Source organism: Micromonospora sp. NBC_00898 (assembly GCF_045207895.1).
Taxonomy (GTDB): Bacteria; Actinomycetota; Actinomycetes; order Mycobacteriales; family Micromonosporaceae; genus Micromonospora.
Window position 1 is genome coordinate 1423045 of record NZ_CP108775.1, and the last position, 23435, is coordinate 1446479.

A 23435-nucleotide genomic window follows, 5' to 3' on the forward strand; every position below is an offset into this window, starting at 1 on the left:
TCAGGTGCTGGGCCAGGTCCACTCGGGCCTGGGCCGGGCCGGGAACGGCGTGAGGCCGAGGTAACGCCGGTAGGCGGCGTGGATCCAGGCGGTGACCGTGTGCGGCGGGAACGCCAGGTCGGCGAGGGTGACCTCGCCCGCGCCATCCGGGCCTTGGCAGGTGGCGACGATGCCGCGTGCCTCGTTCGTGTAGTCGATCGAGGTGACGGTGACCGGGGTGTCCAGCAGAGTGGCCGCGGTGGGCAGGAGTGTTTCGTCCTCGATCACGGCGGAGGAACGCGCTGTGTTGCTCGTCGGCGCCGTAGGCGTCGACGACGATCGCGTCGATCGCGTTGTCCAGATCCTGGTCATTCGGCACGCCCCACACGATAGGGCGGCGCGTTCCCGAGGCCGGGTCGCGGTCTGCTGAGATGGACAGATGACCGGTGACGATCTGACGGTGTTGGTGGACCGGCTGCGCTGGGATCGCCGGCGGGATCCCTACCGGCGTCGACGTGAGTACTCGCAGACCGCCCGCCAGGTGGCCGAGGAGTGTGATCGGTTGGTCGCCGAGGGTCGGGCGGATCTCGCGGTGCCGGTGTTGCGCAAGGCCGTCGACCGCATCACGCGGGCCCTGATGTACCTGGATGACTCCTCCGGAATCATCGGAGACGACCTGCAGGAGCTCATGGACCTGTACGCGAAGGCATGCGTGGCGGCACTGCCAAACCCGCTCAGCCTGGCCGGCTGGCTGGTGAAGCTGGAGTGCGACGGTCCCGGCTGGCCCCGCGTCCGACTGGCCGACTTCGCTCCCGCGCTGGGGAAGCGGGGGATCGCGGAGGTGGAGCGGCTGGTCGCCGAGCGGGCACGTGTGGCCGACACGGAGTCGTGGACCGGCGCGTTCGCGGTGCGTGACCTGCGCGAGCAGCTCGCTGAGGTGTCGGGAGATGTCGACCGGTACGTCGCGGTGCTGGCCGAGCACCTTACCAACGCCGTGCAGTACCAACGGATCGCCGAGGCGCTACATGCCACCGGACGCCGGGACGAGGCAATCGACTGGGCCCGGCGGGGCGTGGCCGCCAACGCCGGCTCGCCCTACACCGACCGGCTCCGTGACCTCCTGGTCGACATGGCTCATCGCCGCCTGCGATGCGCCGGGTGCCGTGCGGGTCCGGCGGGAGGAGTTCGCACGGCACCCCGCTGCTGCCGGATACCGATCGTTGATCGACACCGTGGAAACGGTAGGCGGCGACGATCCGACGGCGTGGGCTCTGGGGGTGCTGCGCGACCGGATCACCCAGCAGCCCGCGTACGCCTCCGAGCTGGTCGACGTGCTGCTGGCAGTGGGCCGCGACGATCAGGCCTGGCGGGAGGCCATGCACCACCGGCGGTGGCTCGGCGGGCCGCAGTGGCAGACCCTGCTGCAGAGGCGGGCCGTGACGCATCCGGAGGAGGTGATCCAGCCGTACCGGGACCTCGTCTAGCAGGCGATCCTCAACTCGGCCGACAAGCGGCGCTACCGGCGGGCCGTCGCGTTGCTCCCCGCCCTGCGAGCGGCGTACCAGGCCACCGGAGAACATGCGGCGTTTGGGCAGTACCTCGCGGAGCTGCGGGTTGAGCACAAGCGCCGGCCGACGTTCCTCAAGACCCTCGACGCCGCTGGGCTGTAGCTGACCGGTCTCCCGATTCCGGGTTGCTGGAGCAGTAGTCACCTCACGGCCTCGGTCCCCGTGCTGACAATCGCCGGGCCGGCAGTCTCGCGGCCGAGAGGGAAGCGGACCTACCGTAGTTGCCGACGACCACGGCAACGGGAGCGGACACCATGCTCGACGTACGCCACCTCGATCTCGAAGAGATCGCAACGGCGCTGCAGGACCAGAGCACGTACGAGTACCGCTGGCTCATCGATCCGGCCAGCGGGGAGATCATGATGTGGACGGCAGACGGCGGCATCGACGGGAAGACGCCCGTGGACCTCGACGAACTCGACCTGGTCCCCATCGAGGCGCTACCGTCCTCCGTCTGGCACCGCGACATGGCCGACTTCGCCGAGCGAATCAGCGACGAGCAGGCGGGCCGCAGGCTCCAGCGAGCCATCCAGGGCAGGGGCGCCTTCCGCCGGTTCAAGGACGAACTGCACGAGGAGTATCCGCACCTGCTGACAGCCTGGCACGCCTTCCAGCACGTTCGGGCAACCCGCCGGGCCATCGACTGGCTTCTCGACAACTCCCTGATCGATGACGCTGCCGCGAGCAGCTGTCGGAGCGAGCACCGAGATCCGGACGTGCCGTGAGACGAACGGGCGAGTAGGCGGAGGCGCGAGGCAGGAGGCCGGTCCCTACTCGATTTCTCGAAGTAGGGCGGTCCGCCATGCGGAGACGCGGGCTCGCATTCCGGCGATCTCGTTCGGCGTCAAGCCGTAGTCGGTGAAGTCTTCGTCGTCGAAGCGGTCGACGTGGCGGAGCATCGCGGCGAACATCGCTCGGTCGAATCCGTCGTCGGCGGCGTGCGCGAGGTCGCAGAGCTGGTCGAGGGTGTATCGGCCGCTGGTGATGGCGGCGTCGATGTCGAGGAAGTCGCGGGCGGCTGCCCGGTTGTAGAGGGCGTCCATCTTGCCGGCCATGACGTCATCGGGGTGCAGGACCGGGCCGATGTCCATCTGGACGGGCGGCTGGGCGCGCCAGTTCGCGACCAGTTCCACGCGGTGCTGCTGATCTGGATGAGCGAGGTCGGTGACGTGCAGCCGAGCGAATGTGTCGAGTCGAAGGTCGATGTGGACCCGGTAGCCTTCGGCACGATAGGCGGCGATCACCTCGTCCACGGCGGTGGGGAAGTCGGCGCGGCGTTGCCAGTCGGCGAACAGATCGACGTCTTCGCTGGGCGGTCGAGGATCCCGTGTGCGGCGATTGCATGCCCGCCGGCCAACGCGAACCCGTACCGGCCGCCGACCTGCAGGGCGATCTGCGCCAGCCGGCGATGGATCGGCGCGGTCTGGTCGGCCACTATGCGGCGCGTCGGCGCGCGCTGGCCAGTTCGGGAATCCGTGCTTCCCACAGTCTGCGAACCTGCGGGGGCAACACGAGGCTCGGCCACAGGCGTAGCAGGGTCGCGCCACTCAGCCATCGGGTGAGGTCGTCGGGAGTGGTGGCCTCGCGCAACACGGTTTCGTACATGCTTGCCAGGCGCCGAGGGTTGCCCAGGTCGTAGCGCGCCCGCCCGGACCAGTCGAGCCGGCGATCCAGGCTCACCACGCCCCTCGTCGGTCCTCGCAGGTCCTCGAGCCGGTCTGCGACGACGTAGGGCCGCTGGTCGGCGTAGCGGGAACCGGCCGGCGCTCCGCCGGTGTTGGCACCACCCATGATCGACCAGCCTCCTCAGGCTGTTTCCTGACGACAACGTTAAGACCCACGGTAGTCGACGTTGCTGCGAGGGAGGGGGTCGCGTCACTGTGTCGGACCCGTCCAGTCTGCCGATCGATGGTCGGAGCCGCCGACGGTCGCGCGACGCAGGAGCCCGGCCGGACTGCCTGGCATGGGAAGTGCTTGACGATCCGCGGTAACGAGCCCGGTAACGGAGAAGATCGCAACCTGCGGATGAGGCGGTAAGACGCGGGACGGAACAGCATTTCGGGCCGTTGTTTCTGTCCGCTTCTAAGGATGTTTCGACCTGTTCGGCATGGCGTGACAGAATCGTTGTGAAACTGGGGGGTCGTCGGTTCGAATCCGGCCGACCCGACACTGTTCAGAGGGCATCTCTCATCGATGGATATGCCCTCTCGTCGTACCCGGGTGACTAACTGAGCTTGATCTTTAGCCTGTGCGCTGTTTACGTGCGGTGATGCTCAGGTCACGTTTGGCGGTTTTACCGACGTCGTGGCGGGGTGCTGGTCGGCGGTTGGTGGAGCCGGGTGGGCGTCCGGGGCCTGGTCTTGCGGGTTTCGGCGCACCAGCGGGTAGGGCGCTGTTCGTGCGTAGGTTCCGAAATCCTCGGCGGACCCGGGCGGGAGTGAGCCGGCCTGGTGCGGTGGGTCGTTCCCAGGGGCGGCGCAGGTCAGCGGCGAGGGGTCGGGCGAGGCGGAGTTGGGTGTGGGCGGCGATGATCAGCCAGGTCCAGCGGTCGGCGGCCTCGGGAGTACGCAGTTTCGGGCGGGTCCAGCCGAGGGTCTGTTTGAACAGCCGGAACGTGTGCTCCAGGTCGAAGCGGCGCAGGAACGCCTGCCACCACCGGTTGACGTCCGTGGCGGTGGCGCCGACGGCGGAGCACCACAGCCACACGGGCTTGGGGTTGCGGTCGCCGGGTAGGTGCTCGACCTGCAGCCGGATCAGGGTGCCGGCGATGACGGGCAGGTCACCATCGTGGTCGATCCAGCAGGTGCGGCGGGTCAAGCGCGGGTGCAGCCGGTCCCAGCTGCAGGCGTTGGCGGTGCCGTAGCGGGTCGTGGCGGTGGTGGTGTGGTGCTGCGGCGTCGGCCACGTGTCCGGGTTGTCCAGGCGGAACTCGGGTCCGTGCTTGGGTGGGCGGCCGGTGGCGCTGGCCGCTCGGGGCGGTTTGGGTAGTCGTAGTACCCGGTCGGTGCGCAGGCGACCGAGTAGCCGCACCGGCAGATCGGCGAGGACAAACGCCAGTCGGGTGATGTCGTAGCCGGTGTCGGCGACGACAAGGATCTCAGGATCGCCGTCGCGCCAGTGCCCTGCGGCGATGAGACGGTTGACGACGTCGCGGAGCTGATCGGCGGTCACGGCAGTGGCGTCGTCGGGCGGTCCGAGTCGGACCGCGTCCAGCACCCCGGTCCAGCTGGTGCGACCCGATTCCAGCGCGGCGACGAACGAGTACGGCCAGCCGGGAATCAGCTGGGCCTGACCCTTCGCCCTGCCGTAGACGTGGCAGAACAGCCGATCCGCCGAGGTCGACGCGTCCGGGCGCAGCCAGTTAGTGACATCGACCGCCAGGACGATCCGCCCGTCCGCGGTCCTCGGCAGCGGCAGACCGGCCAGCGTCGTGCGTAGCCGGTCGATGTCGATGCGGCCGCTGTTCAACCCGTCGTACAGGGCGCCGTGACCACGTCGGTGCTCGGCCGTCAGCGTGAGATCGACCAGACTGTGCACCGGCCCGTCCGCGCACAGCACCGCGTCGGTGAGCTCGAACAACACGTCCGCCCCGCCGGGTCAAGCACTGGTAGAGGTCCCGACGCAATCCCGCTAGCACCGATGCGGGGTCGGTCGTGGGCGTGTCGGGTAACCCCAGACCGCTCAGGTAGTCCAGAATCGTGGCCACGGCCACCGCCTTGATCTTCGTGTCCTGCGAGGGAACCCGAAGATCATCAAACGGTGGCCGTCTTCCGTCTCCACGACACGCCGCGTCCACACGGGATCGTCCAACCCGCCGGACACCGGAGGTTAAAGAACAAGCTGAGAGCGTGTTTGAGAAGTGTCAGGCGTTGATGTCTTCGAGGGTCCAGGCTCGTTGACGGGCGGCGGGCTTGCCGCGGATCTTGCTGCTACCGTGCCCGGATGATTCTTTGGGTGAACGGCCCCTTTGGCAGCCTTCAGCTGAGCTGCTCGGCCAGTGCGACGATGATGCCCTCGGGGCCGCGGACGTAACAGAGCCGATAGCTGTCCTCGTACTGCTCCAGCTCGCCAACGAGTTCGGCGCCGTGGGTGTGCAGGCGGGCAAGGACGTCCTCAATGTCTTCGACGGCGAACATGATGCGACGTATGCCCAGCGTGTTCGCCGGTGCGTTTTCCGGCTCAGCGCTGACCGCCGTCGGCGTGTGGAACTTCGTCAGCTCAAGCCGGCCGTGGCCGTCCGGGGTCCGCATCATTGCGATGTCGACTCGGACGTCGTCGAGCCCGACGACACGGTCCACCCAACGTCCCTCGACTGGTGCCTCGCCCTCCAGCTCCATACCAAGTTCGACAAAGAACGCAGTAGCAGCCTCAAGGTCGTCGACAACGACGCCGACGTGGTCCATCCGCTGAATCGTCATATCCCCGAGGATAGGGGTGGTAGTGGCCCGTGAGCAGTGCGTGCTCAACTACCGCCGGTCCGAACAGCGGAGGCCGACGGCAGCCGGCCGACCTGGGCGGCGACGAGCACCCGCAGCACCTGCGGAGCGCGCAGGACCGCCCGGACCCCGATTGAGGGCGTGCTGATAGCGGGCATGGGACATCGCTCCCGGTGCGATGACGTGCACTAGAGGGACCTGCAACCGAATGCCGGCGCGCGGGTCAGGGAGCGAAGTCGGCCGCTGCTCGCCACCTTCCTGCGCTCCGGTTGGCCAGCGCTTTCGGCGAGGCCGAGGACGACGACGTTGGCGGAGGCGCCGACGGCGGTGGCGTTGCCGCCGAGGTCGGCGCCGAGGGCGAGAGCCCACCAGAGCACATGGACCTGTTGTGTCGCCCTGGGCGTGGACGAGGTCGGCGACGACCGGGCTCATGGTGGCGACGTAGGGGATGTTTTCCACGATCGCCGACAGGGCCGCTGACCCCCAGAGCAGCACCATCGAGGCGAACAGCAGACGGCCCGTCTGCACGGGCCGAACCTGCTAACATGCTGCATTTTGTCACGGGGAAGGAAACGCGATGTACGGGGACGTGCGGACCGTGGAGTTCAGCCGAGTACCACCAGCGCCGCCGCTCCGGCGTGGCCGGCGTCGCCTGCCATGGGTGCTGAGCGGTCTGCTGGCGCTGTTGCTCCTCGGCGGCGCGCTGTACGCCGTCACGCCGCTGCGGCACCCGCTGCCCAACCCGACGGTCGAGCTGACGCTGCCCGCGTCGATGACCATCCCCGGTACGGCGCCGCGGCTGCCCTGGCCACGTTCGGGCCAGGCGATGATCTCGATCGACGGGCTCGGCACGCTCGGCACCTCCGGCGGATCGAAGTCACTGCCGATCGCGAGCGTGACGAAGGTGATGACGGCCTACGTCATCCTGACCGAACACCCCCTCGGCGTCGGCGAGCAGGGGCCCGAGCTCACGGTCAGCGCCGAGCAGGCCGCCGCGTACCCGGCGGAGAAGGCGCGCGGCGAGTCGCTCGTCGAGGTGCGGGCTGGTGAGGTGATCACCGAACGGCAGGCGCTGCAGGCGGTGATGCTGCCGTCGGCGAACAACATGGCGCGCATCCTCGCCGCCTGGGACTCCGGCAGCGTGGCCGCGTTCGTCGAGAAGATGAACGCCACCGCGGACCGACTCGGCATGTCCGGCACTCACTACACCGACCCGTCCGGCCTCGATCCCGACACCGTCAGCACCGCTCGGGACCAGGTGGTTCTGGCGGGCAAGGCGATGGCGTTGCCGGCGTTCGCGGAGATCGTCAAGCAGAAGCAGGCGACCCTGCCGGTGGCCGGTACGGTGAAGAACTACAACGAGCTGGTCGGCCGCAACGGCGTGGTGGGGATCAAGACCGGCTCCACCGACGAGGCCGGCGGCTGCCTCGTCTTCGCGGCGGTGGTCAACGTCGGCGGCCGGAAGCTCACCATCGTCGGTGCCGTACTGGGCCAGCCCGGCGCCGACACCCCGGTCCAACTGGAGCGGGTGTTCGCGGTGACCCGGTCGCTGCTGCGGTCGACGGCGGCCGCGCTCGCCGTCCACACGCTGGTCGAGGCCGGCGAGCAGGTTGCCACCGTACGCGGCCCGTTGGGCACCGGCACCACCATCAATGCCGCCGAGAAGGTCGAGGTGGTCGGCTGGCCGGGCCTGCGGGTACGGATCGACGCCCGGATCCCGGCCGTGCCGTCGCGGATCGCGGCCGGCGCCGAACATGGCAGACTCACCGTCAACACCGGCGGCAGGCCGGTCGGCACGGCGCTGCGCACCGGTACCGGCATGGAACCACCGAGCACCTGGGATCGCATCCGCCACCACCGCTGACCACCACCGCCGCCAGCGCCGGTGGAGCGGCTGCCGGCCTTGGCGAGGCCGCGGCTGACCAGGTATCCGATGGTCAGCATGACGACGTACAGCCAGGCCCGTTCCGTCCGGAAGAAGTCCGCCGCCGGCGCCGTTGTCGCCGTTGCCCGTCATGTACCTGGGCGTCGATCTCCGCGAGGGCCGGGTCGACAGGGCGCGCCGCCGGGTCTGACGGCCCGGGATCGGCGGTTCAGGCGCACGTCGGAGGGGCGACCGCGCAGTGTGGCCAGCGCTCGGGTGATGAGCCGGGAGACGTGCGTCTGCGAGACGCCGATCTGCTCGGCGATCTGGGACTGGGTGAGGTTGCCGTGGAAGCGCATGGTCAGGATCCTGGGTTCGCGTTCCGGCAGCGTGGCGAGGGCCGGGCCGAGGGCGACGCGGAGCTCGACGAAGTTCAGCTCGTGGTCGTGGACGCCGAGAGTGTCGCCAAGTTCCATTTGGCCGTCAGCGCCGGTCGGAGTTGACAGTGAGGTCGCTCGGTAGGCTCGGGCTCCCTCCAGTCCTTCCAGGACCGTCTCCTCGGGCAGTTCGAGGTAGGTCGCGATGTCGGCCACGGTCGGCGAGCGCCCCAACGTATGGGTGAGGGTGCTGTTCGCCTCGGTGATCGACGGATCCGGCCACCTCGACGCCGGCAGGGAGCACGGGGCCCCAGTCGCCCCTTCGCGGCGCCGACGCCCGCACCGATCCGCGAACCTGCGACCACCCGATTGATCGATCTGACGGGGGATGGCGTGGGCCGGCTCGATTCGGCTCGGCCGGCTGGGACACGGGCATGTGTCAATATATCGTTGACGCGTGACGTCCGAGTTGGTCCAGCTGGCCGAGGTGGGGGCCGCCCGGGCCCGGCTGGACGAGCGGGAGCTGGAGCTCATCGACCGCGCCCGCCACGGCGGCGCGACGTGGGCGCAGGTAGCCGCCGCGCTGGGCCTCGGCAGTCGGCAGGCCGCCGAGCAGCGCCGCCAACGGCTGGTGGCCGCCCGCCGGTCCCGGCGGCAGGATCTTGACCTGCGGTATTCAGGGCGGGTGGCGGCGATACGCACGGCCGTTTCGGAGCTTCAGCGGTGGATCGCCGCCGACCGGCGCTGGGATGTGCGCTTTCGACGGGCTGCCCTGGTGCGTAGCACCGTCGAGGTCGCCCTTGACGCCGACCCCGGCTCGCTCTACGCGTTGGCCTCGCACCTCGCGGCCGACCTCGCCGACGCGGGACGCGATCGCCTGCCCGCACCGGTCCAGGCCGTCGCGGCGAGACTGGACGACCTGCTGTCAACGAAACAATGACAAGCTCTGCCAATATTGCCTGCGCTCCGCTCAGGTTTGAGGATGTGAGCCATCTCGGCTCAATCCATGGGAGGGCTCATGCGTCGCAACGCCGGACTGTTCGTGGCGATATCGCTGCTGTCCGGCTTCGGCAGCAGCGCGATGTCCCTGGTGGCCGGGATCTGGATCCTCGACCTCACCGGCTCCGACAGCCTCGCGGCCCTCGCGGGGCTCTGCGTGTTCGCCCCGACGCTCGCCGGCCCATGGTTGGGCGGCCTGCTGGACCGGGCGCCGAGGCGACCCCTGGTGATCGGGGTCAACCTCACACTGTCCACCGTCCTGCTGAGTCTGTTGGCCGTTCGAGGGCCGAACCAGACCTGGCTCATCTTCGCCGTGTCGGGCGCCTACGGTGTCAGTTACGTGCTGATCGACGCCGGCGAGACCGCGCTGCTGCCGGCCGCGCTGTCGCCCGAGCAACTCGGCGACGTCAACGGCTGGCGGTCCAGTGCCCAGGAGGGCATGAAGCTGGTCGCGCCCCTGGCCGGCGCGGGCCTGTACGCCTGGCGCGGCGGCCACGCGGTCGCCGTGCTCAGTGCGGTGATGCCGGTGCTCGTCGCCTTCCTGTACGCGGCCGTCCGACTGTCGCGGACGCCGCTGGACCGGCCGACGACGCGATACCGTGGTCTGCGCGCCGGATTCGCCGTCCTGTCCGGACAGCGGGCGATGCGGGTCACGGTCGTCCTGGCGGCGGTGTCGATCGCCATGTCCGGCTTCACGACGGCTGCCAACTACGCGATCGTCACCACGGCGCTGGGCCTCCCGACGACGTTCCTCGGCGTGCTGCTCAGCGCGCAGGGGGCGGGGTCGATCCTCGGTGGCCTGGTAGCGGGCCGGCTCATCGCCCGGTGGGGTCCGGTCACCGTCGGTGTCGTCGGTACGGTGCTGTTCGCCCTGAGCTGCCTGCTGCGCTGCCTGCCCTGGTGGCCCGGCGTGGTGGCCGCCTCCGTGGTCGCCGGCGTCGGCCTGCCGTGGGCCCTGGTCGCGGCGGTGACCGCGGTGCAGACGCGCACGGCGACGGCGGTGCTCGGCCGGGTGGCGGCGACTGCCAACACCGCGATGTTCGGGCCCATCGCGCTGGCGATCCCACTCGGCTCCGCCACCGTCCACCTCGGTGGCCGACCGACGCTCATCGCCGCCGCGGCGATCTGCCTGACCGTGGCGGTCGGCGCGTCCTACCGGCGCCTGCTGCCGCGGGATGCCGGCCGCGCGCCCGTCACGGCGGCCGACGAGGAGGGACTGGCGCCGGTCGTGACGACCGCGGACAGGGTACGGCGATGACTTCGCTGACGGCGCTCGGCCGGCCGCCGAGGTGCGCTGCTCGGCGCCCGGAGCTGACGTCGGGCCGGTGACCGTGGGCGGGGTTGGCGGGGCCCGGGGGTCAGGACGAGGGTTGCCGGGTCCGGATGGTGCGGTGCTCGCTGCCGGTGCCGCCGTTGAGGCGCCGCAGCATCGACTGCGCGATCCGGCCGGCCTGCACCTTGGCCAGCTCGGCCTTGGGGCCGGCGTGCCGGTCGTCGATGGTGCCGCACCACAACTCCCACCAGCGGTCGAAGTGCCGCTCGGTCAGGGGCTCCCGTCGGTGCAGGTCCACATGCAGGCGGAGGGCGTTCCCGTGGTACGCGCCGGTGCGGAACAGCACGGTCTCCCAGAAGTCGCACATGATCGGCAGGTGGGCCGTGAGGTCCATCCGCGCCACCTCGATGAAGACCGGACCGAGCAGGTCGTCGGCGAAGGCCCGGCGGTAGAAGTCGGTCACCAGGGCGGTGATGTCGGCGCGGTCGGCGATGTCGGCCATGGGGCACTCCTTTTTCACTATGCCCATCATATAAAATAGGTCCGTGGTGGAAGACGTGAGCTACGGCGCACTCGCCGTGCAGAGCCGGCGCCGGATCCTCGACACGCTCCGCGCGGCGGACGGTCCGACCGGCGTCAGCGAGCTGGTCACCGTCACCGGACTGCACGCCAACACGGTCCGTTTCCACCTCGAGGTGCTGGTCGAGGCGGGCTTCGTCAGCAGCGGGCCCGGCCCGCGGCGCGGTCGTGGACGCCCACAAACGGTCTACCGCAGCGTCACGCCGCCGGTGCCGTCGACCGGGTACCAGTTCCTCAGCCAGGTGCTGGCGGCCCAGCTCGACGACCGGGGCGCGGGTGAGCTGGCCGAGCAGGCCGGCCGCTCCTGGCTGCGCGGCGACGTCCGCTCCGCCGCTCCGCCCGGCGCCGATCCCGTGGGTGTCGCCACCGCCCGGGCGCTGGCCCTCTTCACCGAGCTGGGCTTCGAGCCGGAGCGCGCGGCCGACGCCGCCACCGTCCAGATCGACCTGCACGCATGCCCGTTCCTGGAGGTCGCCCGGCGCCACCCCGACGTGGTCTGCGCCATGCACCGCGGCCTGCTCCGGGAGGTCGTCGAGGCGGCGGCGCCGGGCCTGGCCGCCGAGTTGATCCCGTTCGCCCGGCCGGGCGTCTGTGTCGCCCGGCTCACCCCCACCGGGAAAGGGCCCGTCCGCTCATGACCAGGCTCCGGGACATTGTCACGCTGGCCGTTCCCTTCCTCTGGCTGGGGATGGTGATCGCCATCTCGCTCATCGAGGCGCCGCTGAAGTTCCGGGCGCCGGGCATCACCCTGCCGGTCGGCCTGGGCATCGGCCGTCTGGTCTTCCGCGCCCTGAACGCGGTCGAGTTCGTCCTGCTGGCGGGGCTGACCGTGGCGGTGCTCGGGGCGTCGATCGGCGCGGCCCGCTGGGCGGGGATCGGCGCCCTCTGGCTGGTCCTGCTCACCCAGGCCGCCGTCCTGCGCCCGCTGCTCGACCGGCGTGCCCAGCTGATCATCGACGGCCACCAGCCGCCCGCCTCCACGCTGCACCTGTGGTACGTGGCGCTGGAGCTGATCAAGATCGTCACCCTGGTGCTGCTCGGCTGGTCGCTCGCCGGACGACTGCTGCGCTAGATCCTGGGGTTCGAGAATCTGAACACGTGGGTCGGTGAGCCCTCACCGCCATCAACCACCACGTCAACGACTACATCGCCCGAGCACGACTCAAACCGCAGCCTGAAAACCCGACCCACGTGTTCAGATTCTCGAACCCAAGGATCTAGCGCTCGTCGGCTGCGCCCTGCCGGTGGCGCCGGACGAACTGGGCGATCACCCCGCCGGCCCTCCGCTCAGCCGCCGGCCGCGAACTCCCGCAGCTTGTCCGGGTTGAGCACCAGGAGCAGCCCTTCGATCCCGCGCGCCGAGGCGTCCAGGGCGACGACGGCCAGCGGGTTGCCGTCGGCGTCGAGCACGAGCAGCGCGGCGTCGCCGTTGGCCTCGACGAGCCGGAAGGTCGCGGCGTACCAGTACTTGCGGAGGACGTTGTCCAGGAGGTTCGCCACCCGGGCTACGCCCCGCACGTCCTTGCGGGCGGCGGGCACCTGGCCGCCGCCGTCGGAGTGGGCGATCACGTCCGCGGTGAGGAGCCGCTCCAAGGCGGCCAGGTCGCCGTCGCGGGCGGCGGCGAGAAACACCTCGGCCAGCCGGCGCCGCTCCTGGGGGCGGGTGGGTATCGACCGGTCCGAGGCGAGGTGCCGCCGTGCCCGGCCGGCGAGCTGGCGGACGTTGGCCTCGGAGGTGTCCAGCACCGCGCCGATCTCCCGGTACGGGTAGCCGAACGCCTCCCGCAGCACGTAGGCGGCCCGCTCGGTCGGGGTGAGCTTCTCCAGCAGCAGCAGGACCGCCAGGTCCAGCGCCTCCGCCCGCTCGGCGCCCAGCGTCGGGTCGGCGGAGGTGTCCACCGGCTCGGGGAGCCAGGGCCCGACGTACCTCTCGCGGGTGGACCGCGCCGACGTCGCGGCGTTGATCGCCAGCCGGGTCGTGGTGGTGGTGAGGAACGCCGCCGGGTTGTACACGGCTCGACGGTCGGCGCCCTGCCAGCGCAGCCACGCGTCCTGCACGACGTCCTCGGCCTCGGCGACGCTGCCGAGCATCCGGTAGGCGAGCCCGAACAGTCGCGGGCGGACGGCCAGGAACGCCGCCACATCCGTCGCCGGGACCGTGTCCCCGCCTCTGGTTGACCGGGCGGGGCCCGCGGTGTCCGGCTCGCTGCTCACCCCCACAACCTAGGCGCCCCCGCGGGTCGCGGGGGCGGCCGTCTCCGGAGCGGCCGCCCCCGCGAGCCACTAGCCGGCCTGGGCTGTGCGCCAGTCCTCGAGGCGGGTTTCGGCGCGGCGGGCGCCGTCGGCCGGCACCAGCGAGCGTTCCGCCAGCACCGCGCCGAAGTACGGCGCCGCCGGGTCGCCCACCACCGCGCGGGTGTCGTGCCGGGCCGCCAGGGTGGCCCGGCCCAGCTCGTCGAGGCGGAACTGCTCCGGGCCGCCGACCTCGACGACCGCATTCGTCGGCGTGCCCGCCGCCGCCTCGGCCACCGCCGCCGCCACGTTGTCGGCGGCCATCGGCTGGATCAGCACCGGGGCGAGGTGCACGGTGTCGCCCACCGTCGCGCTGTCGACGATGCCCGGCACGAACTCGAAGAACTGGGTCGCCCGCACGACCGACCAGGGGAGCCCGGACGCCGAGATCAGCTTCTCCTGGGCGACCTTCGCCCGCATGTACCCGCTGTCCGGGAGCCGGTCGGCGCCGACGACCGAGAGCGCCACGTGGTGCCGTACGCCGGCCGCGGCCTCCGCGGCGAGGAGGTTGCGGGTGGACGTCTCGAAGAACTTCAGCACGTCGGCGTCGGCGAACGAGGGGGAGTTCGACACGTCGACGACGACGTCGGCGCCGTCGAGCGCCTCGGCCAGGCCCGCCCCGGTCAGCGTGTTGACGCCGGACTTGGGGGAGGCCGCCACCGTTTCGTGGCCCTGCTTGCCGAGGATGGCCACGACCTTCGAGCCGATGAGTCCGCTGCCGCCGATGACGACGATCTTCATGATGGGATCACTTCCTGTCTGCCGGCGGTGCATCCTGGCACCGCCATTGTCATCCAGTACGACCAGGCAGGGCGCCGATCCGTGACAACGAGGGAGCGCGCCCCAGGGGCCGGGGGCGGCCGGGCCCCACGGCGGTCCGCGTTCGGTGAACCGGCGGTGACGCCCGGTGCCGGCCACATAGCATCGGGGAGAGCCGACCTGGACCCATCGGTCATCCGGTGACCGCGCCGGCCGGAAGGTGTCCGCGGATACGGCGCCGGCGTGAGGGACGTCCGCCAACTCCGCCCGCCCGCGTTCGTCTCGACGATCAGGAGAGCAATGGCATGGGCTACATCACCACGAAGGACGGCACGGACATCTACTACAAGGACTGGGGTGAAGGCCCGGTCGTCACCTTCTCCCACGGCTGGCCGCTGAGCGCGGACGCCTGGGACGGGCAGATGCTCTTCCTCGTGCAGAACGGCTTCCGCGTGGTCGCGCACGACCGTCGGGGCCACGGCCGGTCCAGCCAGGCCCGCAGCGGCAACGACATGGACGGGTACGCCGACGACCTGGCCGCGGTGATCGAGGCGCTGGACCTGCGGGACGCCACCCTGGTCGGTCACTCGACGGGTGGCGGCGAGGTGGCCCGCTACATCGGCCGGCACGGGACGGGGCGGGTCGCCAAGGCCGTCCTCATCTCGGCCGTGCCGCCGATCATGGTGCAGTCCCCGGACAACCCGGAGGGGCTGCCGGTCAGCGTCTTCGACGAGATGCGCGCCAACCTGTTCAAGGACCGGTCGCAGTTCTACCAGGACCTGGCGCAGTTGTTCTACGGCGCCAACCGGCCCGGCGCGAAGGTGTCGAAGGGCATCCTCGACCAGTTCTGGCTGTGGAGCATGCAGGCCGGCCTCTGGAACGCGTACGAGAGCATCAAGGCCTTCTCCGAGACGGATTTCCGGGCCGACCTGGCGAAGTTCGACATCCCGACGCTGGTGCTGCACGGCGAGGACGACCAGATCGTCCCCGTGAAGGACTCGGCGCGCAAGACCGCCAAGCTCATCGCGAACGCGCAGGACATCTACTACCCGGGCGCCCCGCACGGCATCACGTCGACGATGCAGGACCAGGTCAACAAGGATCTCCTCGCGTTCCTGCGCGACTGATCAGCCCGATGCCGCCGGCGCCGGCGGCCCGGGATCGCCGGGCGACGCCGTTCGAGATCTTTTTCGACCTCGTCTTCGTCTTCGCGCTCACCCGGATCATGGCACTGATAGGGCAGCCGCCGACCTTGGTTGCCATGGCGCAGGGGTTGCTCCTGCTGGTGTTGCTCTGGATCGCCTGGGGGTCGTACACCTGGTTGGGCAACCAGACGCCGGCGGACGTCGGTGTGGTCCGGGCTGGGGTGCTCGTCGGCATGGCGGCGTTGTTCGTCGCCGCGCTGGTCATGCCCCAGGCCTGGTCCCCCGGACCGGGCCTGGACGGACCGCTGCTCCTCGCGCTGGCCTACGTGCTGCTGCGCGTGGTGCATCTGACGCTGTACCACTGGGCGGCGGGGAGCGTGCCCGGCCTGCGCCCGCCGGCGCCCGCGCCCTCCATGCGGCGACCGGGGACCGGCGCGACCGGATCGCCGCCGATGCCTACAGCCAGGCCCACGTGCTGCTGATCATCGGCGTGATCTACCTGGCGGTCGGCATCGAGCAGGTGCTCGCGCATGTCGCCGAGCCGTACGCCGCCGAACCGAACGCCGGTGCGGACCACGCCGCCGGGCCGTCGCTGAGCTGCCCGGTCGCTGTCGCCCTGTACGGCGGCGCCGCGCTCTACCTGGCCGGGCGGCTGCTCTTCCTCCGGCTCTCCGCCGGCGCCGTTCGGCCGGCGCAGATCACGTTCGCCGCTCTGGCGCTGCTCCTGACGCCGCTCGGCCGGGCGTTGCCCGCCGCGGCGGCGCTCGGCGTGCTCGCCGCGCTGCTGGTGACCGCCGCCGGCCACGAGCGACTGACCCGCGGCCGGTGAGCCCGGGGCCGGCGACCACCGCGGCCGGTCCGGGTCAGACCCGCTGGGCGCCGATGACGGAGAGCAGCCCCAGCTTCTCGTCGCTCTCCGTCCCCGGCACGGCGGTGAAGACCAGCAGCGTCTGGGACTGGTCGGGGTCCACCAGGATCTGGCAGTGCAGTTCCAGCGGCCCGACCTCGGGGTGCCGGAACCGTTTCGGCGGGCAGTACGCGCCCTGGACCGGGTGTTCCCGCCACAGCTCGGCGAACTCCGGGCTGGTGGCGAGCAGGGCATCGACGATCGCGGCGGCGCGGGAGCCTCGGCCGTCGCGGGTGTACGCGGCGTGCAGGTGCGCGGCGATCAGCCGGCTCTGCGTCGGATGGTCCTCAGCGGGGTGCAGCAGCCGCGCCTCGGGATCGGTGAACCAGCGGTGGTGCAGGCTGGACAGCCCGGTGTGCCGGGTCCCGTCGCCGAACAGGGCGACCGCCGGCGCGGTCTGCGCCAGGGTCTCGCCGAGGTGGTTCACCACCTGCGCGGGGGTGTCGTGGAGCCGGTCGAGGATCCGCATCATCCCCGGGTTGACGTGGTCGGCCCGGACGGCGCGGTGCGGGACGGCGTGACCGGCGAGCTGGAACAGGTGGTCCCGCACAGGCGACGAACGGCGGGCAGCGCCCGCGCCTCCATCCGCGGCGGCGGAGGCGCGGGCGCCGCCCGTCCCGGCTGCCGCTACGCTGCGGCGGCGGCCGGCACCCAGAGGCCGTCGATGGCGCGCTCGGCCGCCGCCAGGCTCTCCTCGGCCAGCGGGATGAGCTCGGCCATGGCGGGGTTCACCTGGGCCAGGGTCAGCTCGGCCGTGATGAAGCGCGGCTCGAGGCCGGTGATCTCCAGACCGTGCGGGAGCCAGGACTCGGCGTGGTCCCAGCCGGCCCGCGGAGCCTCCGCGCCGTAACCGCCGCCCCGGCTGGCCAGCACGATGAACTCCCGCCCGTCCAGCAGGCCGGTCCGGTTGGCCGGGTCGAACGCCAGCCCGGGCGCGATGAGGTGGTCGACCCAGGTCTTGACGCTGCTGGGCGCGCCGTAGTTGTAGAGGGGCAGACCCAGCAGGACGGTGTCGGCCTCCCTGATCTCGCCGACGAGCTGCTCGGTCAGTGCCCAGGACGCGCGCTGGGCGGGCGTGTGGTCCTGGGCGGGCGTCATCCGGGCCAGGCCGGTGGCCTCGTCCAGGTGGGGCAGGGGGCTCCGGCCCAGGTCGCGATAGGTGACGGTGCCGTCGGGGTGGGCGGCGCGCCAGGCGGCCGCGGCGCGGGCGGTGAGCCGCCGGCTCACCGAGCGATCGCCCTGGATGCTCGAGTCGATGTGCAACAGGTGAGGCATGGGGTTGGCCTTCCACAAGTCGTTGATGTAACGCCAAGCATTTGTAGCACGTCGGCTTTTAGTAACGCCGGTAGACTTCGTCACATGTCTGTCAGCCCGGTCGACCGGTCCGAGCACCGCTCGGCGCCGCTGCTCGACCACCTCGCGCGGCGGATGCGGTCCCGCGCTGAGACGGTGCTGGCCCCGCTCGGTCTCCGGCCGCGCCACATGGTCGCCCTCACGTTGCTGCGGGCCCAGGGCGGCAGCAGCCAGCAGGCGCTCGCCGGGACCCTCTCGATGGACGGCACCAACATCGTCGGGCTGCTCAACGAGCTTGAGGCCAAGCGGCTGGTCGAGCGGCGTCGCTCACCGGAGGACCGCCGTCGGCATGTCGTGGAACTCACCGAAGCCGGCGCGCGCCAGCTCCGGGAGGCCGAATGCGCCCTCGCCGCCGCGGAGAACGAGGTGCTGGGCGCCCTCGACGCACAGCAGCGCGAGGCGCTCTACGAACTGCTCCAGCAGGCCGCCACCGGCGCCACGGGTCCGTGCGGCGAGGCGGTGACCGACGACCCGGTGGAGCCCGCCGCGAACACCGCGCTGGGCTGCTGAAACGACTCGGCCGGCCCACCGGTCGCCGCACCGGGCGGGACCTGGCCGAACGAGAGAAGCCCGGGTTCGGGCGCCGTCACCGCCGGTCGCCCGGATCCCGCTCGCCCGGCCCCCCGGCGCCCCCGGCGCGGGCCGCGGCGCGGAGCCGGTCGGCGAGCTCGCGGACCGCCGCCGCGAACCGTTCGTCCGACTCGCACGGCCAGTGCCCCTTGATCGGCGGTGGGACGCTGTCGCTCGGGGGCGGCATCAGGTCCTGCGGGTCCCGCAGCCGCCGATCCACCCCGGTGCTCGGGTCCGGCCCCGGTGACGGGTCGCCGGGCCGGTGCGGGGCGAAGACCCACCCACCGATCTGGTCGGTGTCCCGCCACAGGTTCAGCCACCGCCAGTCGATCCGGGCGCCCACCTCGTGCAGCACATCCCGCCCCAGGTAGGCGGGGAAGAGGCGGGCGTACAGGCGGTCCAGCGGCGAGCCGTAGGTGAGCAGCGCGACCCGCTGCCGGACCCGGGGCGGCAGTTGCAGCACGGTCGCCGCCAGCAGGACCGAGCCGTGGCTGTGGCCGGTGAGCAGGACGCCGGCGTGCCGTTCCGACAGGTAGCAGATCCGTTTCGCCAGCTCCGGCACGGCCCGTTCGGCATAGCAGGGCGGCGCGAACGGGTGGGCCGCCCGGGGCCAGAACGTCCCCAGGTCCCAGACCACGCCGACGTACCGGCGGAACTCCGCCGTCCGGTAGGCGAACAGCCCGCCCACCACCAGGGCCACGACGATGCCCGCGATGAAGTAGCTGCCGACGGTGAGCCCGAAGGTGACGAAACCACCGGGCACGCCGAGGAGTTGCTCCACCAGCGGGCTGGGCTGGAGGCCGAAGAGTCCCAGCATGCTCGCCGCCAGGCCCACCGTGGCCAGGCAGGCGTACGCGATGGCCAGCGAGCCGAATCGTTCGGTGAACCGCGCCCGGGCGATGGTCCGCGCCACCCGGTCCAGCCGGGAGGCCGCCTCCGGTGGGGCGTCCGGGAAGTCCCGGGCGACGATCGCCCTGGCGGCCCGCCGGCGGCTCCGCCGGGAGAGCAGGGTCATCCCGCCGCCGACCAGCACCGCGGCGATGGCGGTCAGGAAGAACGTGAAGATCGCCCATTTGAAGGCCAGTGGCGGGGCCACCAGGTCGCCGGGGCGGGCGGTGATGGCGCGTCGGTTGAGGAAGTACGCGGTGCGGTAGACAAGCTCCGCGGAGAGCGCACTGGCGAGGCCCACCGCGACGGCCGCGATGACCGGCGCGCCCAGGCCGCGCAGCAGCGCGGGACGGGGGTCCCGGCCCCGGCGTCGCCGCAGCGCCAGCATGGCCAGCGCGAAGAGCAGCGCCATCTGGGTGACGAACGCCCAGGCGACGATTCGGGCGTAGCTGGGCAACCCGTCCGACTGCGGCCACCGGGTCCCGTCCAGCACGATGACGCCGAGAGTCGCCACGGTGAGGGCGCACGCGGTGACGCGCGCCGTGGCGCTCGCCCGGTCCATCGTCCGCGCGGCCGACGCCCGCTCCAACAGGGCGGGGGCGCAGAGCAGCGCCACGCAGGTCACGAGCACCGCGACGGCGGCCACGGTCAGCGCGATGATCGCCAGGGACGGGCTGGTGGCGCCGCGCGCGGCGAGGAGCGTGAGGCTCAGCGCGGCGAACGCGGCGGCGACGTGGATCGCCCGCAGCCGGGCCACCATCGGCATGGCGTCCCACTGGCCGACGGCGCTGAGCCGATCGCCCTCCTGGCCACCGGCGGGCACTCGGAAGGCCTCGTACGGCCGGCCCGGGCGGACGCCCAGCAGCCACACCAGTCCGACCGCGCCGGCGGGCGCCAGGGTCAGCACCGCCAGGCGCAATCCGACCGGCCGGCCGCCGAGCCAGGACAGCCAGCTCCGGCCGGCGAGGCAGCGGGGGGAGCCCATGCACTTCCAGGCGATCAGGTCGAGCGCGACCCCGGCGGCGGAGAGCACGTACAGCAGGGTGAGGTTGAGCGCGAGGAGGCGGCACAGCACCTTGACCCCCGACCCGGATTCGCGTCCCGCCGGCCGCATCCAGATCGCCACGTTGCTCAGCATGAACGGCAGCAGGAACACCAGGGAGAGCGTCCGGGCGGCGGTGCCCGAGGGCAGGTCGCTCCACCGGTACGCCTCCAGCGTCACCCCGTCCGGTCCGGTGCTGTCGGGATAGCCCGGTCGGGGGCGGTAGAAGCCGCCGCTGCGGTCGCCGGCCACCTGCTGGACGTTCGGGTGGTCGAGCACCTGCGCGGCCCCGGCGCCCGACACGCCGTGCACCCGCAGCTCGACGACATCGCCCGGGACTTCCTGGTCCCCGGACGGCGGTGACACATCCGACATCGGTCCGCGACCCCCGGGTGCGCGGCCAGCAGCTCGTGGCGGGTCGCGGACCGACGACGAGCCTGGCCGCCACCCGGCTGGCCCGGCTGACTACCCGCGCGACCGGCGGTCAACCACCCGCGTTGCGCCGGGGTGACAACCATCGGCGGCGGCCGCTGACCACCGCGACCCTCCGCCCGGTCCCCGGGCGGAGGACCGAGGCATGGGCCGCCGGCAGCGGGCCGGCGCTGCTAGGTTGAACACGAGTGATCGGAACAGGGAGACCAGACATGGCGGGCGACGACGACATCTCCGGGTGACACCGGACCTGGCCCCGGCAGGCGCGCGTCAGCGCAGCCGCCGTGGCGCCATGCCGTCGTTCCACGAGCCCTGTTCCCGCCGGGCCGCCCTGACGCGCGCCCGCACCATCACGAGGACGTCACATGTCCGACGCGTTCATCACCTGCTCGAACCTCTCCTTCTCCTGGTCCGACGACACCCCGGTGTTCACGGACCTCTCCTTCACCGTCGGCCCGGGCCGGACCGGTCTCGTGGCGCCCAACGGCGCCGGCAAGAGCACCCTGCTCAGGCTGATCGCGGGCGAGTGCCGAACCACCGGCGGCAGCGTCACCGTCGAGGGTGTCCTCGGCTACCTGCCCCAGGACCTGCCGCTGGACGGGGCCCGGACCGTCGCCGAGGTGCTGGGCATCGCCGACCGGCTCACCGCGCTGCACGCCATCGAGTCCGGCGACGCCAGCGAGGAGCACTTCGCCACCCTCGGCGACGACTGGGACGTCGAGGAGCGCAGCCGCGCCGAACTGGACCGGCTCGGCCTCGGCGACGTGCCACTCGACCGCCGGCTGCACACCCTCAGCGGCGGCCAGGTCGTCTCCCTCGGGCTGGCCGCGCAACTGCTGAAGCGGCCCGACGTCCTGCTGCTCGACGAGCCGACCAACAACCTCGACCTCGACGCCCGCCGCAAGCTGTACACGGTCCTCGAGGCGTGGACCGGCTGCCTGCTGCTGGTCAGCCACGACCGGGCGCTGCTCGACCGGATGGACCGCATCCTCGAACTCGAGCGGGGCGGGGTCCGCTCCTACGGCGGGAACTTCACCGCGTACGAGGAGGCGGTGCGCGCGGCGCAGGACGTCGCGGAGCGCAACGTCCGCAACGCCGCGCAGGAGGTCAAACGGGAGAAGCGGGAGATGCAGCAGGCGCGGGAGCGGGCCGAGCGCCGGGCCAGCAACGCCTCGCGCAACCTGAAGAACGCCGGCCTGCCGAAGATCTTCGCCGGGACGATGAAGCGCGGCGCCCAGGAATCGGCGGGGAAGGCGAACGAGACGCACGCCGCCCGGGTCAGCGATGCGCGGGCCCGGCTCGACGAGGCCGGTCGGGCCCTGCGCGACGAGCAGCGGATCACGCTGGAGCTGCCGGGCACCAACGTCCCGGCGGGACGGACGGTCTTCCTCGGCGAGCGGATGCAGGTGCGCCACGACGACCGGGCGCTGTTCCCCGGCGACGGCGTCGACCTGGTGATCCGGGGACCGGAGCGGATCGCGCTGACCGGGCCCAACGGCGTCGGCAAGTCGACCCTGCTGCGGCTGATCCACGGCGACCTGACGTCGGAGGACGGCCGGGTCCAGCGGGCCGACGGGCGGGTCGCGTACCTGTCCCAACGGCTGGACCTGCTGGACCTGGACCGTACGGTGGCGGAGAACCTGGCCGCGTACGCGCCCGGGCTGCCCGACGCGCAGCGGATGAACCTGCTCGCCCGGTTCCTGTTCCGGGGCGCCCGCGCCCAGCTCCCGGTCGGGGCGCTGTCCGGCGGTGAGCGGCTGCGGGCCACCCTGGCCTGCGTGCTGTGCGCCGAACCGGCGCCCCAGCTGCTGCTGCTCGACGAGCCGACCAACAACCTGGACCTGGTCAGCGTCGGCTGGCTGGAGAGCGCGCTCGGCGCGTACCAAGGCGCGTTCGTGGTGGTCAGCCACGACGCGCGGTTCGTGACGGAGATCAAGGTGGACCGCTGGTTGCGGCTCGGCGAGGGCGGGCTGCGCGAGACGGGGGCACCCGAGGCGGACTAGGGCGGTGTCCACTAACGTTCACCGGGTTTTCGGTGGGTGTTGTGGATCCTCGCCTTGGGGGCGAGCGACTCCCCACCGGGTGGTGGGGCGGGCCTCCGCGGGCCAACTGATCCTCGCGCTGGCCCGGTTGGGCGGCGGGGGTCACGTCGGGACCGGCCGGCACCGGGCAGGTGTCGGCCGGCTCGACGGTGCGTGACCACCTCCGGCAGCACGACGGCTGTCGGGGTGGTGGGTCCGCCGCCCGGAACACGGGTGGCGATGCTGGCAGCCGCGACGAGGTCGCGGTGGCCGGAGAATGCGCAGTGCGGGCAGGACAGGGTCCGCCCACGGGGTTTCGGGATTCGTTGACGGCAGGCGGGGCAGGTGGAGGAGGTGCCGCGTTCGTCGACCAGCCGGACGGTGATGCCGGCGAGGGTGGCCTTGTCGGTGAGGATCTGCAGGAGCCGGCCGATCTGCCGCTGCCGCAACCGCAGGTTGTGCCGCCGCCCCGTCGCAATGTCGAGCACCCCGCGGGGGTCACCGACATGCAGCACACCACCCGCTGACCCACCGCCCACGACACGACGCTGCGGGCGGCCTCGTGCTGGGCCTGACGGACCCGGCGCCGGTGCCGGCCCTCCACCAGACGGGCCCGACGCCGGTACTGCCGCCACCGCCGCGACCCCCGCTCACCCGGCTTCGGCACCCGACGGGCCACGGCACGGCGACGGGCCTTCGTGTCGGCCAGGTGCATCCGATGCTCGGCGCGGACCGCCCGCCTGGACACCAACAACCCCTCCCCGCCAGGGCCGGCCACCGCGTACGGGTGGATGATCCCCAGATCCACCCCGGCCACCCTGCCCGGATCCGGTCGTTCACCCGGCGGATAGACCGCCACCGGCACCTCGGCGGTGACGTCGAGGAACAGCCGGCCACCCTCACACAGCAGGGTGACCGACCGGACCTGCTCGGCCGGGTACGGCACCTCCC

Annotated in this window: 23 protein-coding genes and 3 pseudogenes; 12 read left to right on the forward strand and 14 right to left on the reverse strand. The window is 71.8% G+C overall.

Features of this window, described 5'->3' with window-relative positions:
• On the reverse strand, positions 1-267 hold the full coding sequence (locus OG799_RS06745; RefSeq protein WP_406044132.1) for a hypothetical protein: 267 nt from the start codon (positions 265-267) through the stop codon (positions 1-3).
• 944 nt (positions 268-1211) lie between these two features.
• Between OG799_RS06745 and OG799_RS06750 the strand changes: the two genes are divergently transcribed.
• A complete protein-coding gene (locus tag OG799_RS06750; RefSeq protein ID WP_406044134.1) occupies positions 1212-1463 on the forward strand; it encodes a hypothetical protein in 252 nt (83 codons plus the stop codon).
• Positions 1464-1801: 338 nt separating this feature from the next.
• Positions 1802-2272 carry a UPF0158 family protein gene (locus tag OG799_RS06755; protein WP_406044136.1) on the forward strand — a complete coding sequence of 157 codons (471 nt, stop codon included), beginning with the start codon at positions 1802-1804 and terminating at the stop codon, positions 2270-2272.
• Between the two features lie 45 nt (positions 2273-2317).
• Here OG799_RS06755 and OG799_RS06760 read toward each other — a convergent pair.
• From OG799_RS06760 to OG799_RS06780, 5 genes and pseudogenes are all read right to left on the reverse strand, one after another.
• Positions 2318-2982: pseudogene (locus tag OG799_RS06760) on the reverse strand (nucleotidyl transferase AbiEii/AbiGii toxin family protein).
• Entirely contained in the window at positions 2982-3338 is a 357-nt protein-coding gene (locus OG799_RS06765; RefSeq protein WP_406044138.1) for a hypothetical protein, read from the reverse strand. The pseudogene OG799_RS06760 and the gene OG799_RS06765 overlap by 1 nt, the downstream one beginning before the upstream one ends.
• Before the next feature lie 450 nt (positions 3339-3788).
• Positions 3789-5223: pseudogene (locus tag OG799_RS06770) on the reverse strand (NF041680 family putative transposase).
• A 301-nt stretch (positions 5224-5524) separates the two neighbouring features.
• Positions 5525-5965 carry a VOC family protein gene (locus OG799_RS06775; protein WP_406044140.1) on the reverse strand — a complete coding sequence of 147 codons (441 nt, stop codon included), beginning with the start codon at positions 5963-5965 and terminating at the stop codon, positions 5525-5527.
• A gap of 44 nt (positions 5966-6009) precedes the next feature.
• Complete coding sequence (locus OG799_RS06780; RefSeq protein WP_406044142.1) at positions 6010-6141, reverse strand: hypothetical protein; 132 nt, start codon at positions 6139-6141, stop codon at positions 6010-6012.
• Positions 6142-6644: 503 nt separating this feature from the next.
• Here OG799_RS06780 and OG799_RS06785 point away from each other — a divergent pair.
• Complete coding sequence (locus OG799_RS06785) at positions 6645-7847, forward strand: D-alanyl-D-alanine carboxypeptidase family protein (RefSeq protein ID WP_406044144.1); 1203 nt, start codon at positions 6645-6647, stop codon at positions 7845-7847.
• 248 nt (positions 7848-8095) lie between these two features.
• Here the strand turns inward: OG799_RS06785 and OG799_RS06790 are convergent.
• A pseudogene (locus OG799_RS06790) lies at positions 8096-8494 on the reverse strand (sigma-70 family RNA polymerase sigma factor); the annotation flags it as partial.
• Positions 8495-8681: 187 nt separating this feature from the next.
• On the opposite strand from OG799_RS06790, the gene OG799_RS06795 reads away from it, so the two are divergent.
• On the forward strand, positions 8682-9164 hold the full coding sequence (locus OG799_RS06795) for a hypothetical protein (protein WP_406044146.1): 483 nt from the start codon (positions 8682-8684) through the stop codon (positions 9162-9164).
• Between the two features lie 78 nt (positions 9165-9242).
• A complete protein-coding gene (locus tag OG799_RS06800; RefSeq protein ID WP_406044149.1) occupies positions 9243-10481 on the forward strand; it encodes an MFS transporter in 1239 nt (412 codons plus the stop codon).
• Positions 10482-10581: 100 nt separating this feature from the next.
• Here the strand turns inward: OG799_RS06800 and OG799_RS06805 are convergent, their stop codons facing one another.
• Positions 10582-10998 (reverse strand): group III truncated hemoglobin, encoded by a 417-nt coding sequence (locus OG799_RS06805; protein WP_406044151.1) that lies wholly within the window; start codon positions 10996-10998, stop codon positions 10582-10584.
• A gap of 43 nt (positions 10999-11041) precedes the next feature.
• On the opposite strand from OG799_RS06805, the gene OG799_RS06810 reads away from it, so the two are divergent.
• Both OG799_RS06810 and OG799_RS06815 read left to right on the forward strand, forming a co-directional pair.
• Positions 11042-11713 (forward strand): helix-turn-helix transcriptional regulator, encoded by a 672-nt coding sequence (locus tag OG799_RS06810; RefSeq protein WP_406044153.1) that lies wholly within the window; start codon positions 11042-11044, stop codon positions 11711-11713.
• Positions 11710-12147: a hypothetical protein gene (locus tag OG799_RS06815; protein ID WP_406044155.1), complete on the forward strand. Its 438-nt coding sequence runs from the start codon at positions 11710-11712 to the stop codon at positions 12145-12147. The genes OG799_RS06810 and OG799_RS06815 overlap by 4 nt, the downstream gene beginning before the upstream one ends.
• A 215-nt stretch (positions 12148-12362) precedes the next feature.
• Here the strand turns inward: OG799_RS06815 and OG799_RS06820 are convergent, their stop codons facing one another.
• A complete protein-coding gene (locus tag OG799_RS06820) occupies positions 12363-13289 on the reverse strand; it encodes an RNA polymerase sigma-70 factor (protein ID WP_406044157.1) in 927 nt (308 codons plus the stop codon).
• A 69-nt stretch (positions 13290-13358) separates the two neighbouring features.
• A complete protein-coding gene (locus OG799_RS06825; protein WP_406044159.1) occupies positions 13359-14108 on the reverse strand; it encodes an SDR family oxidoreductase in 750 nt (249 codons plus the stop codon).
• Between the two features lie 323 nt (positions 14109-14431).
• Here OG799_RS06825 and OG799_RS06830 point away from each other — a divergent pair, with 323 nt between their 5' ends.
• From OG799_RS06830 to OG799_RS06840, 3 genes are read left to right on the forward strand one after another with little or no spacing between them, the layout of a single operon-like run.
• The gene (locus OG799_RS06830) at positions 14432-15253 is read left to right on the forward strand and encodes an alpha/beta fold hydrolase (protein ID WP_406044161.1); all 822 of its coding nucleotides are present in this window, start codon (positions 14432-14434) and stop codon (positions 15251-15253) included.
• Positions 15254-15261: 8 nt separating this feature from the next.
• Positions 15262-15753: a low temperature requirement protein A gene (locus OG799_RS06835; protein ID WP_406044163.1), complete on the forward strand. Its 492-nt coding sequence runs from the start codon at positions 15262-15264 to the stop codon at positions 15751-15753.
• Complete coding sequence (locus OG799_RS06840) at positions 15714-16100, forward strand: low temperature requirement protein A (RefSeq protein WP_406046225.1); 387 nt, start codon at positions 15714-15716, stop codon at positions 16098-16100. Before OG799_RS06835 ends, OG799_RS06840 begins: the two co-directional genes overlap by 40 nt.
• Positions 16101-16134: 34 nt before the next feature.
• On the opposite strand, the gene OG799_RS06845 is transcribed toward OG799_RS06840, so the two are convergent.
• Both OG799_RS06845 and OG799_RS06850 read right to left on the reverse strand, forming a co-directional pair.
• Positions 16135-16728 carry a transcriptional regulator gene (locus tag OG799_RS06845; RefSeq protein WP_406044165.1) on the reverse strand — a complete coding sequence of 198 codons (594 nt, stop codon included), beginning with the start codon at positions 16726-16728 and terminating at the stop codon, positions 16135-16137.
• A 77-nt stretch (positions 16729-16805) separates the two neighbouring features.
• Entirely contained in the window at positions 16806-17453 is a 648-nt protein-coding gene (locus tag OG799_RS06850) for an FMN-dependent NADH-azoreductase (RefSeq protein WP_406044167.1), read from the reverse strand.
• 84 nt (positions 17454-17537) lie between these two features.
• On the opposite strand from OG799_RS06850, the gene OG799_RS06855 reads away from it, so the two are divergent.
• Entirely contained in the window at positions 17538-18041 is a 504-nt protein-coding gene (locus OG799_RS06855) for a MarR family winged helix-turn-helix transcriptional regulator (protein WP_406044169.1), read from the forward strand.
• A gap of 76 nt (positions 18042-18117) precedes the next feature.
• Here the strand turns inward: OG799_RS06855 and OG799_RS06860 are convergent, their stop codons facing one another.
• A complete protein-coding gene (locus tag OG799_RS06860; protein ID WP_406044171.1) occupies positions 18118-20406 on the reverse strand; it encodes a hypothetical protein in 2289 nt (762 codons plus the stop codon).
• A 422-nt stretch (positions 20407-20828) separates the two neighbouring features.
• Between OG799_RS06860 and OG799_RS06865 the strand changes: the two genes are divergently transcribed.
• A complete protein-coding gene (locus OG799_RS06865; RefSeq protein ID WP_406044173.1) occupies positions 20829-22466 on the forward strand; it encodes an ABC-F family ATP-binding cassette domain-containing protein in 1638 nt (545 codons plus the stop codon).
• An 11-nt stretch (positions 22467-22477) separates the two neighbouring features.
• On the opposite strand, the gene OG799_RS06870 is transcribed toward OG799_RS06865, so the two are convergent.
• Positions 22478-23023 carry a transposase gene (locus tag OG799_RS06870; protein ID WP_406044175.1) on the reverse strand — a complete coding sequence of 182 codons (546 nt, stop codon included), beginning with the start codon at positions 23021-23023 and terminating at the stop codon, positions 22478-22480.
• Between the last annotated feature and the right edge of the window lie 412 nt (positions 23024-23435).